Consider the following 16,574-nt stretch of genomic DNA (forward strand, 5'->3'; position numbering starts at 1 on the left):
AATCATTTCAAAACCCGGACAAATTCTTTTAAATCCTAATAAGTTATGGGTTTCGTTTTTATAATGTATGTAATCCCATTTTAATCCTTCTGGTGCATATTTTAAAAGGAAAAACACCCCTTTCCTTTTCATTTGACAATTTAATATGTATTTCAATTTTCGTTTTATTTGATTTAAACATTAAAACAAATATACGAAGGGAAATTACGTTTGAATAACTATATTCAGCGAATCCTGTAAAAAAATCTGTTAAACACCGAAAACAAGGGGTGAACTGACATTGTACATCTATGTTAATACCGGAATAACCGGGTTTCACTTAATAATTCAGTGGATTCACTGAAATTGAATTCATTATAACTCAATAATTTAATATTTTGCAAAATGAATTTATTCCTTAAGAATAATATCCTGAAATATCATATTGCTTTCTGGGTAGTATTGTCATCAATTACTATATTTGATATTTATGTTTATTCGGGAGATGAACTTTCCTCTGCAAGATATTTTACCGGCTTCGCAAGAATATTCTCGAACATACTAACGTTTTATCTTTTCTATTCTATAGTAACGCAGAAATTTTTCAACAGGAAAGGAATAATTTACATAACCTCATTCGGTATAATCTACATTTCAATTTTTGGTTTTATCTATACTTTCATTACCTTCATCCCGATTGCCTATGTCTTATCTCCCTCAAATATTCTTGAATACACCTTAAACGAAGGCATTAGCAATAGAATCTTTGGTATGGTAGCATACATTACCACAGTCGCAATCCTTGGTGTGATGTCGAAGGTTTCTTTAATCTGGTACAGGAATCAGTTAAAACAAAAGGAAACAGAGCAGCAAAATATTTCTAACGAACTTGCTATGCTGAAAGCGCAGATAAACCCGCACTTTTTATTCAACACGCTTAACAACATTAAATCATTAATAAAAAGTATACCCTCAAAAGCAATAGATAGTATTGATAGACTGACCGGCATTATGCAGTATATGATTTTCGATTCATCCGCAGAAAAAGTGCTGCTTGAAAGCGAAATAAAGCATATAGAAAATTATATCGACCTTGAAAAAATCAGGTACAACGACCCGGGATTTATTGAGTTCAAAGTTGAAGGAGATTTTAAGGGTGTTACAATTCCGCCTTTGATTTTTATGCCTTTCATCGAAAATGCTTTTAAGCACGGAAACAAACTAAAACCTTCACCCGGAATTATTATTAATCTTATTGTCGCAAAATCTGGATTATGTTTTGAAACGACCAATTACTTAAAAGATAATATCGAATTACACTCTAAAAATAGCGGGTTCGGTCTTGCAAATATCAGACGAAGACTCGATTTACTGTTTGGCAATAAATATGAACTTTTAATAGCCGATGAAAATAATACTTTTAACGTAAACCTAAAACTTAACTTATTATGATTATTAAATGCATCGCAGTGGACGATGAACCGCTGGCACTGGACATTATAAAAGATTATATTGCTCAGGTGCCTTTTCTGAAATTATTGAAAACCTTTAACGACGGTATTTCTGCTCTGGAATATCTTACTTCGAATAATGTCGATTTACTCTTTCTTGATATTGAGATGGGAGGGCTTTCCGGGACACAATTGCTAAAGACTCTGCAAAAGCCGCCCAAAGTGATTATGACAACTGCATACAGAAATTATGCAGCCGATGCTTTCGACCTGGATGTTACGGATTATCTTTTAAAACCATTTTCTTTTGAAAGATTTCATAAGGCTGTCGATAAAACCTGTGAACTTCTGAAATCAGAGCAAATCCAGTCATCGCCTCAATTAAGCAGCAATGATTATTTCTTCGTTAAATCTGACGGTAAGATGATAAAAGTAAATTATGACGACATCCTATACATTGAAGGTATGAGCGAATACATTGTTCTGAAAACAAAATCTGGCAGTATTATTACGCTTCAAAGCTTTAAAAATATTGAAAAGACATTACCGCAATCGCGTTTTTTCAGAATCCATAAATCATATTTAGTTTCTCTTGACAAAGTTGAAAGCGTCAAAGGACAAAGTGTTTTCATCGCGAACAAGGAATTGCCCATAGGTGACAAATACAAAGAGAGTTTTTATTCGGCAATTGAATCCGCAGGGAAAAACAAGGTTTGAATAAAAAGAAAGTACTAATACTGCACTTAATCTTCTGGCTGCTTATGCTCTTTATTACAGGGCTTCAGACCATTCCATCATTCGGTAAAACGGCCATAAGCATTATTGTTTATGATTATTTGTTGTACATAGCCTCTTATGTTTTAATATTTTATTCTTTCTATTTTTCCATCTCAAATAAAAATCACAAAAAGAATAAAATTATATTGTTATTAGTTTTAGGATTACTTTTTACAATCATTATAGACCTTCCGATAACGTACATATATTTATATATCCTTTCCCCCGAAGTACTCGCTTTGCGCGGTAATGAGTTTCGGATTATGTTCACGAAATACTATATGAGCTTCTTGGAATCAAATTTTCTTTTTGCGGTATCAGGCGCTCTTTTAAAAACAGCGCTGCTGCATTACGTTAACACTATGGAACAAAAAGAATCCGAAAAGCAGTTAATTCTCGGCAACCTTGCCTTGCTAAAGTCGCAGATAAATCCCCTTTTTCTCTTTAATACTTTCGAATCCATCAGAACTCTTATAAAGACAAAACCGGACAAAGCTATATACAGCATCGAAAACCTTTCGGAAATAATGAGCTATATGCTCTATGATACCACCGCGGAAAGAGTACCTCTTGATAAAGAAATAAATAACATCAGAAAGTATTTAAACCTGCAAAGTATCAGGTATAATAAAGAGTTCATTAAATTTTCGGTTCATGGCAATATGGTCGGAATATACGTTCCGCCCCTGATATTTATGCCAATTATTGAAAACGTTTTTAAACACTCAGATACCGCTTCGGAAACTTCAGAAGTTGCAATTAATTTTGAAGCACAGGAAAGCGGTTTGTTGTTCAGCATTTCATGTAATCATAAAGAAAATCTAAATAAAGCAGAATTAGATACCTGTTTAAATGTAGAAACGATTAAGAAACATCTTGATTTAGTGTTTGAAAATAATTACAAACTCGAAACCAAAATAGAACCTAAACTGTACATCTTTAAACTTTGGATTATAACTACCGGAAGAGCTGCGGGCTGATATACTTATTATTTTCAAGACTTTCATAGCGTTCAAAGAAACAAAGGTATTATGCACAAAAAATAATCCCTCCTTTAATTCCACCCCGAAAGCACCCCCAGTCCCGACAAAAAAATAGTGACAAAAATGTTAACAATAAAAAAATACGTGCTGTTTTCAGTCTAAACTTAATTAGCCCTATCTTGCACTCTAATTGGTCTTAAATTGGTCTCTAAAATAACCCGCATCTATTCACTGACAAATTTGTCACAAAAACCGGAAACGGTAAAAAAAATACACAAGCACCTAATCATCCAACCGGTGAAAAAAATCCTTTTTGCAATCAGCGATATTCAGAATAATCAAAGAAAACCGTATCCTTTATCCTAAAAAAGAAAGATATGCACGAAAAAACATGTTTGTTTTATCATAATAATTCAATAAATTTCAAATTAGTATAATCTCTGTTTTCGAAATAATATAAAACCATTTATGAAAACAAAAACACTTCTTTTTTCTTTAATGCTGCAATTGCTCTTTTCTTATTATGCTTATCCGCAATGGGTTTTCTGGGAAGAAAATAATTCGGGCGTAACGGTTTCTCTGAATGCCGTTTCCAACCTTAACGGCCAGAATGCCTATGTATGCGGCGACAGCGGTACCGTTCTGAAGACAAATTACTTCGGTTATAACTGGTCGAAAGTGAGCACAAATGAAATACCTTCAGACGTTTCGCTCGGAACATTGTTTGCCTTAACTACAGCGGCAGTGTTTACAGGCGGAACTAATGACAGCGGCGCCGTTATGTATATGACAACAACCTCTGGAACCAATTGGTTAAAGGTCTTTACACAGGCGGGGACTGAAATTAACGGCATCTGGCTTTATAACACTTCTGAAGGAATCATGGTCGGCAACCCCGTAGGAGGAAGGTGGTCAATATGGAAAACAACAAACGGAGGTTTTAACTGGGATTCAACAGGATGTTACCTGAAGCAAAATGTAAATGAAACAGGGTTCAGGAATTCATTCTACTATGCTTCGGGAAAAATGTGGTTCGGTACAAACAATTCAAGAATATATTATTCCTCTAATAATGGTACAAACTGGTCGGTAATTTCTACAGAGCCAATGCAAAATTCAATTTCCTTATGGTGGCTAAATGAAATGTTAACTTATGGCTATACAACTGGTTCGTCATACTTGAAAACAACTAACGCCGGCCTAAACTGGTTAGCAGACACATCCGTTCTTGGCAGCGGAAATATCAACGGCATAATATCATATCCCAATTTTAATACTAATCCGTGGTACATAAGAAACAGCGAAAACATATACCTTAAGAATGGCTTTCAGGGCTGGATTATACAGTACACAGCCCCCTCAGGAATATACAACTATATGGGGCTTGCAAGGTCAGGCTCGTTTTTCGGTCCCGGGGCGATTTTTGCAGTAAGAAATAACGGAGGTATATCACGCGCTAACGCCTTTGTTGAAGGAGTAAAACTAATCTCTGACAGGATACCCGATGATTACAAACTCCATCAAAACTATCCGAATCCGTTCAACTCTACAACACATTTCAAATTTGATACACGTCTTCTTCCGAATACATATTACGGAGAAGTAAGAGGCGGCAACATAAAGCTGACGATTTACAATGCTCTCGGACAGGAAGTAGAAACTCTGATTAACAAAGTCCTGCAGCCCGCTGTTTACGAGGCAAGCTGGAACGGCAGCAATTATTCCTCAGGCGTCTATTTCTACAGATTCCAAGTGACCGACCCAAACGGCGGCGGCATAGTTTACAACGCAGTAAAGAAAATGATAATGATGAAATAATGATTAAGACATTTATAAATATACAAGCCTCTTTCGCCTGACAAACGAAAGAGGCTTGATAATTTGATAGATTTGTTTAACTGCTCTTACTCGGTATCCTCGAAATTATCCATTCAAGGAAAGAGCTCTGATTCCGCGTCTGTATCCACAGTGTTCCAGTTCCGTTAAACTCCGCAACAAGTCCTTCGCCGCTGAAGAGCGTTGATTTCAGCCCGCCGACTTTCTTTATGTTGAAAGTAAGACCGTCAGTAAATGCAACAATGTGCCCTGTATCGACGATAAACCTGTCGTTCACCATTTGCTTTTCAAATATTGCCCCGAAAGAATTCACAAATAAATCTCCCGTTCCGTTTGCCTTCAGCATTATCAATCCGGGTCCGCCGAAAAATCCTTTCGCGCCTCCCCAGCTTGTATCAAGGTTTACCGTTGCCGCAGAGCAGACAAAGCATCCCGACTGTATAAACATATTCTCCCCGTTAAGATTAAAGTGTTTTATATCTCCCGGAAAAGGAGCCGTAAAGCCTATTTCTCCGGCGCCCTGCTTAGCAATAAACCTGTTTGTGAAAAATGATTCACCGCCCAATACGGATTTTTTCAGCGCTCCGAATATTCCGCCTTTGGTTGTTGTCTCTATTTCCACGTTCCAGCTTTTAAACACCATTGCGCCTGCTTCTGCCTGTACCTCCTCGTTTTCTGCAAGGTTGATGTGTACCAGCGCCTCTGACGGCTGGAATAAAATTTTGTGCTGCATAATTTCTCCCTTCTTTATTTATATGTTAAAGATACTAAATATATTAATTAAAAACTCTCCTCGTTCTTTAACTTCTTTTCCGCTTTCTCATACTCTTCAAGGTCAATATCATCATCATCAGTTTCCTCATCCTCCCATTTATACTTCTCCGGCAGCGGGTCTGTGTTTCTGAACATAAGCGCTGCAACTAATCCCACTACCGCTCCCGAAAGATGTGCCTCAAATGATATCTTCGGGTCAGTCGGGAGCACACCCCATACGAGACCGCCGTACATAAACGTTACTACAAGCGACAAACCGATTGACTTACTGTCATGCCTGAACAGCCCAACAAAGAACAGAAAAGTAACCAGTCCGTAAACTACACCGCTTGCACCTATATGGTACGCTTCCCTGCCGAATATCCACACCAGAACGTTTGAAAATATATACACAGTAAAGAATACTCTGAACGACGAATTTGTGTAAGCATAGAACAAAAACATCATGAGAACAATCAGCGTAAAAGTGTTTGACGCAAGATGCGAGAAATCAGAATGTATCAAAGGTGCCGTAACAATACCGATAAGCCCCTTCGCCTCCCGCGGCAGCACACCAAGAAAGCTAAGATCTGTCTTCGTAAAAATCTCAAATAACTTTATTATCCAAAGCAGAGAAATAAAAGAAAGCGTAATAAAAAGACTTATGCGAAACTTCGGCTTTCCCTTTTCCTCTTTCATACTATTTGTATCCGTTTGCTCAAAAAATTCTGTCAAGAAAAATAATTCTTTTATCTTTATTTTGTTGTGATAAAATACCAATTTCTCAATATTTTACAAATGAATAAAGATTTCAAAAGAGTACGGAAAGCCATAGATTCGGCGAATAATATAGTTATTACGACCCATCTCCTTCCCGATGGAGACGCCATCGGCAGCGAGTTTGCTCTCTATTATTATCTTCTCAAAAAGGGAAAGAATGTTGAGATTATTAATCACAACGAAACCCCCGACCACCTTGATTTTCTTGATGAAAAGAAAATTATCAGAAGGTTCAGGGATAAAGCAGATGTCAACACTAAAATCATTAACGAAGCGGATATTATATTTGTTGTTGATACGAATGAATACTCAAGAATTAAAAGCATGGCGGATGCAGTAAAGTATTCTCCTGCAAAGAGAATCTGCATCGACCATCATCAGGGCATTATCCCCAGGAATTATTATGCATATATTTCTGACACGGATTCCCCCGCAACTTCACAGATACTGTACGATTTTATAACAGAAGATAACAGCGATTATATTGACAAGAAAATTGCTGATAATCTCTACGCGGGAATAATGACAGACACCGGCTCTTTCAGGTATCCGAGAACAACGGAAAAAACATTCCTGATTTGCGCCGACCTTATAAAAAGAGGAACAGACCCGGTGATGATGTATGACCATATTTATAACAATATGCCTTCGGATAAAGTAAAGCTCCTTTCGAGATTCATAGATAGTCTGACTTTTCACCGCCACGGAACTCTGTGTATTGGAATGATAACACAGAGAGACTTTTTAGATTATCACTCTGACGTAAAAGATGTTGAAGGTTTCTCCGGTTTTCTGATGACTATGAAGAACGTAAAAATCGGATTTCTTATTGTCGAACTTCCGGACAGCTGTAAGATTTCATTCCGCTCAAAAGGCAGCATAAAAATGAATGAGTTTGCAAAACGCTTCCACGGCGGCGGTCATATGAATGCCGCTGGTGCAACGGTTGAAAATATCGACCCCTTTACACTAAAGGAAAAACTGCTGACAGAATACGAATCATTCGTATCGAAACATGACAAGAAAAGATAAATATTTTCTCGGAATACTTTTACTTATCTATACACTTTATCGCATAGCTGTCCTGCTTAAACCATTCTCTGAAATTAACGGCTATGCAATACCCGACGACGCTTATCTCTCTCTTGATATAGCCCGCAATTTTGCTGACGGCAAATGGTTCTTCTACAGCGAAGGGACAACAAGCGGGTTTCAGCCTCTGTATGTGTTCCTGATGACACCAGTCTTTCTTATATTTAAGAACGACTTAATCACCCCTGTTTATATATCAATAGCAATCCAAAACATTTTCGGATTTGGTACTGTATATTTTATGTACAGATTAATAAGAAATATTTTTGAGGACGATTACTCTCCGTTTCTTTCCGTTCTTTTGTTTATACTCCTGCCCGTATCAATAATAAACATGGGTAACGGACTCGAAACATCAATATCTTTCTTCTTCTTCGTGCTTGTTTTTTATTATTTGTATAAATTTCAGAAGGAAGAATTTGACAAAATCACATTCAAACAATTGTTTATACTTGGTGTTCTTACCGGCATAGCAATGCTTGCAAGGATTGACAACATAATGATTATACCCGGAGTGGCAGTATGGCTTATAACGAAAGGCAAAGGCACTAAGCTCTTCAAACAGGCGTTGTTTTTCCTCGCTGGTTCAGCAATTGTTTATTTTCCCTATATGGTGCTCATGTTTTCCTTCACCGGTGATTTCTTTCCTGTGAGCGGAAAGGCAGTGCATCATATCGGCAGGGATATGGTTGAGAATTATGCTGTCGGAAATTCAAACATGTTTGAACTGATAAGACTTTCGCTGCAGAACATTTACACGAACTATTCGGTTGTAATAATATTCGTCCTTGTGGGTACACTTGTTTATCGTATCAAATCGTTTGCTTGCCCGTGGTTCAGCCAAAGCTTAAAACAACACTTACCGCTCGTCATTACCGCCCTTCTTTTATTCTTTGCATACACATTCTATTTAAATGCATATTGGTTTTATTCAAGGTACTTTTTCCCTTTAAGTCTGTTCTTTGCCGTAATTACAGCGTTCATTATAAATTTGCTTATATACAGTTTCTCGTCACAGGGCGGCAAGAGGAGTGTTTTTATAGTTTTAATAATATTATTCATATTCCCGAATGTTATAAGAACGGGATTTAAAGATTTCTTTCTCGGGGAATACAAAAATAAAGGTTATGAAAAAATCGGTGAGTGGGTTAATGGAAATTTCTCCGCAGGTACTGTAATAGGATGCGTACAAACGGGGGCAATCGGATATTTTTCTAAAGACAAAACCGTTATAAATCTGGATGGTGTCGTTAATAAAGACGCTTACGACGCAATTCAGAAAAAGGAACTTATAAATTACATAAGAAGCAAAAAGATTGAATATTTTATTGACTGGGACATTAACCATGTATTCGTCGCCCGTAATTCAAATGGATTCAAAGAATCAGACCTCTTCTTTGTCGAACCCGCAGGCGGTATAAAAACGTGGGGATATAACTGGTATGTCTATAAAGTAAATTATTAAGAACTAATTAGATTTTTTCTGTCTTCATTTAGAATTATCTTTATTTATTAAACTTACAATGCTCGAACAAATTACAGATAAAAGATTCAAGGAGGCTTCGGCCATTGCAGAAGAGTTGAGCAATTTTTCTGCTGAGACGATAATCACAAGCAGGCTGCCGGATTTTACAAAATCGTTTATTATAAACGACAGCAGTTTACCAAAAACAAAAAGTGAACTGCTTAAAATCATCGATAAATCCGTAAAGTTAAACCTGAATTATTGCATTAGGCCAAAATGGACACTACTCAGTTACATTTACGCAAATCAGGATTCAAAAAGCAAACAGGAAATACTCAGGAAAGTCGAGACTTTCACTTACTACAGCTTTTACACCGAACCCGTAAAAGACCTGTGCAAAGATGATTCTTATGTGTCGATTCCGCGTACTATTGTTGAAGACCTTATTGACGATATAAATTCGAGCATTCACGAAAAACTTACTAAAGAAACAACAGGGCTCAAGATTAAAAACTTTTTTCTTCATCTATATAAGTTTAAATACGGAGACAATTCTGAAATAAGCCTTGATATGTCCGTTCCCTATTCTTTCATAAGGATATTCCTTGAAGACAAAGGATACAAAGACATTGTTAAGATGTTTGTTGACGCAGGAATTACAGATGATGACTATGAACTTGAACTTAAAACAGCAATAAAGATAATTACAGGCAAGACAAAAGAAATAAAACTCCGCCTCGAAGAAACAAACTCCCCGCTTAAAGAAAATAAGGAAGAGGACCTTGTTATTTCTGCCGGAAACAATGAATCAACAATTGAGAAGACAACAGTTCCAAAGCTAAGCGAGGAAAATAATTTTGAGGGAACATCAACAACCGGAGAAATGAAGGAAGAGCACAGTATCGCGGACGAATTTGAAGAGAAAGAAAAAGATAACACTGACCACATAAAATTCCATTTCAAAGAGGACGAATTAAAAAGTATAGCAAAAAAAGTGTTCAAGGGCAGCAGGTACATAATGCAAGACTCATTTCTTGAAATTGAACAGTTGAAAAACTGGCGTGAAGTAACTGAATATCTAAAATCAGTTTTTCTTGAAAACAAGGTTAACATAGGTGATAAGACGGTTATACTTTTTGTGGATGTACTGAACGACTATTTTGAAAAGAGATAGAATATGTTTATAGACTACACAAAGATATTCATAAAATCAGGTGACGGCGGTAACGGATGTGTAAGCTTCAGAAGAGAGAAATATGTCCCGAAAGGCGGACCCAATGGAGGCGATGGCGGTAACGGCGGCAACATTGTTTTCAGAGCATCAGCACAGTTAAATACTCTCGTTGATTTCACTTATAAAAGACACCATAAAGCCGGACGGGGCGTGCATGGTCTCGGCGGCGATAAGAACGGCAAAAATGGTAAAGATGAAGTTATTCTTGTCCCCTGCGGAAGTGTTATTAAAAATTTTGAAACGGGTGAAATAGTTGATGAGCTGCTTTACGACGGCGAAGAGAAAATAATACTGAAAGGCGGAAGAGGCGGCAAAGGCAACACTCATTTCAAAACATCCACAAACAGGACTCCACGCTACGCCGAAAAAGGCAAGCCCGGCGAAGAAATGACTATTATTATAGAGTTGAAACTTATTGCCGATGTTGGACTTGTTGGGTTTCCCAACGCAGGCAAGTCAACTCTTATTTCAAAAATATCAGCTGCTAAACCAAAGATAGCAGATTATCCTTTCACGACATTAAAACCGAACCTTGGAATTGTAAAGATGCATGAATACGATTCGTTTGTTGTTGCAGACATTCCGGGAATAATCGAAGGAGCGTCGTCGGGAAAAGGACTCGGGATACAGTTTCTTAAGCATATAGAAAGAACACGAATACTATTGTTTATGATAGACACAACAAACCTGCCGCATGACGGAAAGAACCTGCTCAAAGAATACAAAATACTTCTTAATGAACTTGAGAGTTATGAAGCAAACTTAATGGATAAACCGAGGATAGTATGTTTTACAAAGATTGACGCTATCAGCGAAGAACTCAAAAAGAAACTTAAGAACGCAAGAACAGCAGGCATTGACAAGATACAAATATCTTCAATAACAGGTGAAAACCTGCAGGAACTAAAAGACCTGCTCTGGAAAAAACTTAAAACACTGGACAAATGAATAAGAAACCGTTGATATTAATATCAAACGATGACGGTATAGATGCCGAAGGAATAAAAGCACTAACAAAAGTAATTAAAAAGTTTGCCGAGGTGTTCGTTGTTGCACCGCACACGCAGCAGAGTGCAGTCGGTCATTCTATCACAATGGCTGACCCTATTAGAGCGAAGAAAACGTTGATGTTCGGCGATTTTTACGGCTATGCGGTTACAGGCACGCCCGCCGATTCAGTAAAGATAGGGGTCCACACACTTTTAAAGGACAGAAAAATAGACCTTCTAATATCCGGAATAAATCAGGGGGCAAACACAGCTATTAATATCATTTATTCGGGAACAGTATCCGCAGCAACCGAAGGAACAATTCTTGGAATACCTTCGATAGCCGTATCACTGACAAGCTACACATATCCGGATTTTTCAGTTGCAGCAAAATACGCATCTAAACTTGCAAAGATTGTATTGAAAAACGGACTGCCGAAAGGAACCCTGCTGAATGTAAACGTACCGGCATCAAAGAAAGTAAAAGGTGCATTGCTGACCAAGCAGGGAAAATCATCCTGGAATGATACTTATGAAATAAGGTACGACCCCGCTAACAGGCAGTATTACTGGCTAACTGGCAGCATGCATAAAACAGACAGGTCAAGAGAGTTTGACGTTAAAGCTGTCGATGACGGATATATCTCTGTTACGCCTATTCACTATGATTTAACCGACTATCGCTTTCATGAGAAAATGAAAAAGTGGAGGCTGTAAATACAGATAAAGCCAGGTTTAAAAACATTATATAATTAGATGATATCTAAAAACAGTAAAATATGCGTCGTTATAGCACATCCAGACGACGAAACAATAGGCTGCGGGGGTCTGATAAGCAAAGCAATAAGCAATGAATGTAAGGTTAAAATAGTTCTTCCTCTTCGAAGTAATGGAAAAAGAAGCCTTACAAAGTGGCAGCAATATATTGTTAATTTCAAAAAGGCTTGCAAAGAATATGGAGCAGAACCTGTAATCCTTAACCCGCTTGTATTTGAACATCATATTGAAAAAAACTTTTGGAAACTTACGGATAGAATCAACACCCATCTTGAATGGGCTGACACAATAATCACTCACAGTCCGGGAGATGTTCACGCTTCTCACAGAGCAATATCTCATATTGTAGAAATCAGCACTCGTCCGTTCCGAATTAATAAAAATGTTATCTTCTTCGAAATACCCACATCCACTGACCAAGGATACGAAAACAATTTCTTTCCAAACCTTTTTGTAGAGCTTTCAGAGCAAGATGTTACACAAAAATGTAATGCTTTTAAATTGTATAAGAACGAATTTGCTCCGGGTCGGAAGCCTGAAGACCTGCGCTTACATTGTGTTCTCCGCGGCAGGCAAATTGGCGCCGGATATGCGGAGGTTTTTAAAATAGCAAGATTGTATTCCTAAATTGTACAGAGTAATAAAAAGATTAACCGACATCATCCTTTCTCTCCTGTTTCTGTTCCTTTCTGTTCCATTAATTTTTATTTTTGCGTTACTGATTAGGTTAAGAAGCAAAGGAAATATTTTCTATTTTCAGAAACGGCTTTCCGTAAACGGAAGACCTTTTAGAATGTGGAAAATCCGCACGATGTATTCAGATTCGGATAAAATACTCTCAAAACATTTCAGTGAAAATCCCTATGCTGAAATAGAATTGGAAAAATATTTCTGTTTAAGAAACGATCCACGGGTAGTTGGTCTTCCCGGAAAATATGCACGCAAATACAGCGTTGATGAGCTTCCTCAGTTTTTTAATGTAATTAAAGGAGACATGACTCTGGTTGGACCCAGACCCGTACCAATAGATGAATACAACCTTTTCCCTCCCGAACTCAGAGAATTAAGAAATTCAGTAAAGCCGGGCTTAACAGGACTCTGGCAGATAAACGGAAGAAGTGAAATGACTATTTTTGAAAAATTAGACCTCGATATTAAATATATCAAAGAAAAATCACTCAAAACGGATTTTAAAATTCTTGCAAAAACCCCTTTATCAGTCATATCTTCAAAAGGCGCAGTATAAATAATTAATCCCATTTATATTATTTTAAAACGTATAAAAGTCAAAGCAGAAAAATATTAAGCTTTAAAGAGTTTGACGTAAAAGCTGTAGATGACGGATATATCTCTGTTACACCTATTCATTATGATTTAACCGACTATCGCTTTCATGATAAAATGAAAAAATGGAGGTTGTAAATCTGAATATCATTCGGCTATTTTCTTAAGCATACCGCTGAAAATAAACCCGTGAAACGGCAATACGCCGTACCAGTAAGCTCTGCCAAGTAATCCGAGCGGACGGAAAGTTGCCGTCTGCACTACATGATCGACCTCAATTTTGAACTCAAGCCATGCTTCACCCGGAAGTTTCATTTCTGCATAAAGCAATAGACGCTTTTCTTCTCGGCTTGCGAGCAGCACCTTCCAGAAGTCAAGGGTCTCACCCGCATAAATGTTTTCCGAATCTTTTCTTCCCCTGCGAAGTCCGGGACCGCCGACAAGTTTGTCAAGAAATCCTCTCATCTCCCACAACAAGTTACCAGTGTACCAGCCGTTCTCGCCGCCGATACTGAAAATTTTATTCAGCGACCTCTCAAGATTATTGTACCTGCGTTTTCTAATATCCGTGAAGCATCCGTTTGTAGGAACATTTATATAATGTGAAACACCTTTATCAAGCGAGTTGGTAGAAAGAGAATCTGTCCAGCTTGAAGCAACCTCATGATGCTCTATCTTATCGAAAGCCACGCGTATAGCGGTTTCATAATCAATAAGACTTATTCCCAGAAGTTCTTGAAGGTTGTTTTCCCTGCAGATTACTTCGACCTTCATGCTGTTGACAAGATTCACAGCGAGTGAATAAGGGACAGACGTAACAAAGTAAAGCCAGTACGAAGAAAGACGCGGTGTCATCACGGGAACGACAAAAATTTTACGCTTCAGGTTTCGAACTTTTGCAAACTTCAAAAGCATATCTTTGTAAGTGAGAATATCCTTACCGCCTATATCATAACTATTATTGAATGTTTGTTTATTTCCTAAAACGCCGGACAAATATTCAATAACGTTGCGTATTGCAATCGGCTGTGTTCGTGTATTGAGCCAGCGCGGAGTTATCATAACGGGAAGCTTTTCTACAAGATCGCGTATAATCTCAAACGAAGCACTGCCCGAGCCGACTATAATTCCTGCTCGTAAAGTTGTTAATGCATAGGATCCCGAAGATAGAATCTTCTCAACCTTCATTCGTGAGCTGAGATGCTTTGAAAGTTTCTCGTCGTTGACAATTCCGCTTAAGTAAATAACCTGTTTTGCATTTGTACTGCTGATTGCCGTTTTAAAATTCTCCGCAGAGTCTGCCTCAAGTGATTCAAAATCGCTTTGTGATACGGACATAGAATGTATAAGGTAATAAGCAGCGTCTATATCAGCAGGAATTGCATTAAGCGTTTCAGGTTTAAGGAAATTTGCCTCTACGACATGCAGATTATTGGAATTGCTTACATACTTTCCGGCGTTAAATCTTAGCTTATCCCGTACGCAGCAGTAAACTTCGTGCCCTTCATTCAGAAGCACAGGGAGAAGCCTCTGCCCTATGTATCCCGTTGCACCTGTAAGTAATATTTTCATGTTTTATCTAATCGGAGGATTCTTTTCTTGTATGCTAATAAAACGGATAGACAAGATTTAAAATTCAGTTTATTGAATTATGGAATACCCGAACTTATTTAGCCGCCGCGGATGAAAACCTTAAATTTATTGAATTAAACAATCAAAGGTATTATCTTAAACACAAACAATTAATATAAAAGCTATGAAAAAAATCTCTATTGAAATTAAATGGACTCTCATCTTTGCCGCAATGACGCTCGTATGGCTTGTCCTGGAAAAACTTGCAGGATTTCATTCGGCACACATTGACAAGCATCATATAGTCACAAATTTTATTGCTATACCCGCAATAGCAGTATATGTGTTTGCTTTTCTTGACAAGAGAAAGAAATACTACGGCGGTACGATGACTTATATGCAGGGTTTTCTCTGCGGAGTGATAATAACCCTGTTTGTTACTATACTGTCTCCGTTAACCCAGTCGATAGTTTCGTATGTAATAACCCCTGAATATTTTCCAAATGCTATAAAGCACGCAGTAAGCACCGGCGCTATGACACAGCAGGATGCAGAGAGTTATTTCAACAACTCGAATTACGTTATGATGGGACTTATGGGCGCACCTGTAATGGGGCTTATTACTACAGCCGTCGTTGCAATTTTCACAAGAAAAAAAGGCGAACCCCGGAATGCAGCATAAGTTTGCAAAGACTCAGATAGAAACACCGCTCGGAACTATGATTGCCGGCGGAACGGATAAGGGTATCTGCCTGCTTGAGTTTGCAGATAGAGATGTGCTCAACAAAGAAATGCAAAGTATATCGAGCAGCCTTGAATTGCAAATCACAGACGGCGAATGCATACACTTTCCCCTGCTGGTAAAAGATATTGCAGAGTATTTTAAAGGAAAGTTGAAAAAGTTTACAGTGCCTGTTGTTATGACAGGCACAGAATTTCAGAACACGGTATGGAAAACACTCCTGAAAATTCCATACGGCACAACATGGTCTTACAAGCAGGAAGCGGAAAAACTCGGCAGTCCCAAATCTGTAAGAGCAGTCGCAAATGCAAACGGACAGAACAGAATATCAATAATAATCCCCTGCCATAGAGTAATAGGCTCCAACGGCACACTGACGGGCTACGGCGGCGGTCTCTGGCGCAAGAAGCGGTTGCTGGAGCACGAAGCAAAGCACAGCAGCTTTACATAATATCGTTCGAGATACGAAGAAATATTATACTTTCAGGCATGTTCAGGGTTGACTGTCGGTTGCGTCTCGGTTGTTTGTGGGTTGCGTCTCGGTTGAGATGGCTCCCGGTATCGGTTGAGATTCGGTTTCGGCAGGTCTTGCTGTTCAGGGCAGAGTAAAATTTAATTGTTTATTGATAAACACGACGCAGCAGGAGCAGCAAACAAAGGAATAAAAACAAAAGGTAGAGAATTATCACCGCAAAGTACTCGGCATATCCTTTGGCTACAAACAAAACAGAGAAAAACAAATGATAAAGATTATAACCGCAAGGGTCGCAGAGAAGAACAAAGGACGCAGAGAGAACGTAGAAATTTATTTAACCCGGTGAAAAAGTGCGGATAAAAATTGTTTTATTACAACCTTTTTA

General features: G+C 38.0%; 16 protein-coding genes. 13 read left to right on the forward strand and 3 right to left on the reverse strand.

From position 1 onward, the window contains the following. Window positions 1–384: 384 nt before the first annotated feature. The 4 genes from WC644_02840 (at window position 385) to WC644_02855 (ending at window position 5,008) form a co-directional block, all read left to right on the forward strand. On the forward strand, window positions 385–1,431 hold the full coding sequence (locus WC644_02840) for a histidine kinase (GenBank protein ID MFA5010868.1): 1,047 nt from the start codon (window positions 385–387) through the stop codon (window positions 1,429–1,431). After that, a complete protein-coding gene (locus WC644_02845) occupies window positions 1,428–2,147 on the forward strand; it encodes a LytTR family DNA-binding domain-containing protein (protein ID MFA5010869.1) in 720 nt (239 codons plus the stop codon). Before WC644_02840 ends, WC644_02845 begins: the two co-directional genes overlap by 4 nt. Next, window positions 2,144–3,187, forward strand: a complete 1,044-nt coding sequence (locus tag WC644_02850; GenBank protein MFA5010870.1) for a histidine kinase — start codon at window positions 2,144–2,146, stop codon at window positions 3,185–3,187. Before WC644_02845 ends, WC644_02850 begins: the two co-directional genes overlap by 4 nt. 471 nt (window positions 3,188–3,658) lie before the next feature. Beyond that, on the forward strand, window positions 3,659–5,008 hold the full coding sequence (locus WC644_02855) for a hypothetical protein (protein MFA5010871.1): 1,350 nt from the start codon (window positions 3,659–3,661) through the stop codon (window positions 5,006–5,008). Window positions 5,009–5,084: 76 nt separating this feature from the next. Here WC644_02855 and WC644_02860 read toward each other — a convergent pair whose 3' ends face one another. Together WC644_02860 and WC644_02865 are read right to left on the reverse strand one after the other, a co-directional pair. Next, complete coding sequence (locus WC644_02860) at window positions 5,085–5,759, reverse strand: TIGR00266 family protein (protein MFA5010872.1); 675 nt, start codon at window positions 5,757–5,759, stop codon at window positions 5,085–5,087. A 47-nt stretch (window positions 5,760–5,806) separates the two neighbouring features. After that, a complete protein-coding gene (locus WC644_02865) occupies window positions 5,807–6,478 on the reverse strand; it encodes a rhomboid family intramembrane serine protease (protein ID MFA5010873.1) in 672 nt (223 codons plus the stop codon). 99 nt (window positions 6,479–6,577) lie between these two features. Between WC644_02865 and WC644_02870 the strand changes: the two genes are divergently transcribed. Genes WC644_02870 through WC644_02900 form a run of 7 tightly spaced genes read left to right on the forward strand, consistent with a single transcriptional unit; the run spans window position 6,578 to window position 13,362 of the window. Then, complete coding sequence (locus tag WC644_02870) at window positions 6,578–7,591, forward strand: bifunctional oligoribonuclease/PAP phosphatase NrnA (GenBank protein ID MFA5010874.1); 1,014 nt, start codon at window positions 6,578–6,580, stop codon at window positions 7,589–7,591. Further along, a complete protein-coding gene (locus tag WC644_02875; protein ID MFA5010875.1) occupies window positions 7,575–9,116 on the forward strand; it encodes a glycosyltransferase family 39 protein in 1,542 nt (513 codons plus the stop codon). Before WC644_02870 ends, WC644_02875 begins: the two co-directional genes overlap by 17 nt. A gap of 58 nt (window positions 9,117–9,174) precedes the next feature. Next, entirely contained in the window at window positions 9,175–10,290 is a 1,116-nt protein-coding gene (locus WC644_02880; GenBank protein ID MFA5010876.1) for a hypothetical protein, read from the forward strand. Between the two features lie 3 nt (window positions 10,291–10,293). Further along, window positions 10,294–11,298 (forward strand): GTPase ObgE, encoded by a 1,005-nt coding sequence (obgE, locus tag WC644_02885; protein ID MFA5010877.1) that lies wholly within the window; start codon window positions 10,294–10,296, stop codon window positions 11,296–11,298. After that, the gene (gene surE / locus WC644_02890; protein MFA5010878.1) at window positions 11,295–12,056 is read left to right on the forward strand and encodes a 5'/3'-nucleotidase SurE; all 762 of its coding nucleotides are present in this window, start codon (window positions 11,295–11,297) and stop codon (window positions 12,054–12,056) included. Before obgE ends, surE begins: the two co-directional genes overlap by 4 nt. A gap of 39 nt (window positions 12,057–12,095) precedes the next feature. Further along, window positions 12,096–12,743 (forward strand): PIG-L family deacetylase, encoded by a 648-nt coding sequence (locus WC644_02895; protein MFA5010879.1) that lies wholly within the window; start codon window positions 12,096–12,098, stop codon window positions 12,741–12,743. 1 nt (window position 12,744) lies between these two features. Beyond that, on the forward strand, window positions 12,745–13,362 hold the full coding sequence (locus WC644_02900) for a sugar transferase (protein ID MFA5010880.1): 618 nt from the start codon (window positions 12,745–12,747) through the stop codon (window positions 13,360–13,362). A 185-nt stretch (window positions 13,363–13,547) separates the two neighbouring features. On the opposite strand, the gene WC644_02905 is transcribed toward WC644_02900, so the two are convergent. Further along, a complete protein-coding gene (locus tag WC644_02905; protein ID MFA5010881.1) occupies window positions 13,548–14,972 on the reverse strand; it encodes an SDR family oxidoreductase in 1,425 nt (474 codons plus the stop codon). A gap of 184 nt (window positions 14,973–15,156) precedes the next feature. On the opposite strand from WC644_02905, the gene WC644_02910 reads away from it, so the two are divergent. Next, window positions 15,157–15,654 carry a DUF4199 domain-containing protein gene (locus tag WC644_02910; GenBank protein ID MFA5010882.1) on the forward strand — a complete coding sequence of 166 codons (498 nt, stop codon included), beginning with the start codon at window positions 15,157–15,159 and terminating at the stop codon, window positions 15,652–15,654. Then, complete coding sequence (locus tag WC644_02915; protein ID MFA5010883.1) at window positions 15,644–16,165, forward strand: methylated-DNA--[protein]-cysteine S-methyltransferase; 522 nt, start codon at window positions 15,644–15,646, stop codon at window positions 16,163–16,165. Before WC644_02910 ends, WC644_02915 begins: the two co-directional genes overlap by 11 nt. The last annotated feature ends 409 nt before the right edge of the window (window positions 16,166–16,574 follow it).

It is taken from the genome of Ignavibacteria bacterium, assembly GCA_041649015.1.
In the GTDB taxonomy this organism is placed as follows: Bacteria; Bacteroidota; Ignavibacteria; order Tepidaquicellales; family Tepidaquicellaceae; genus CAIKZJ01.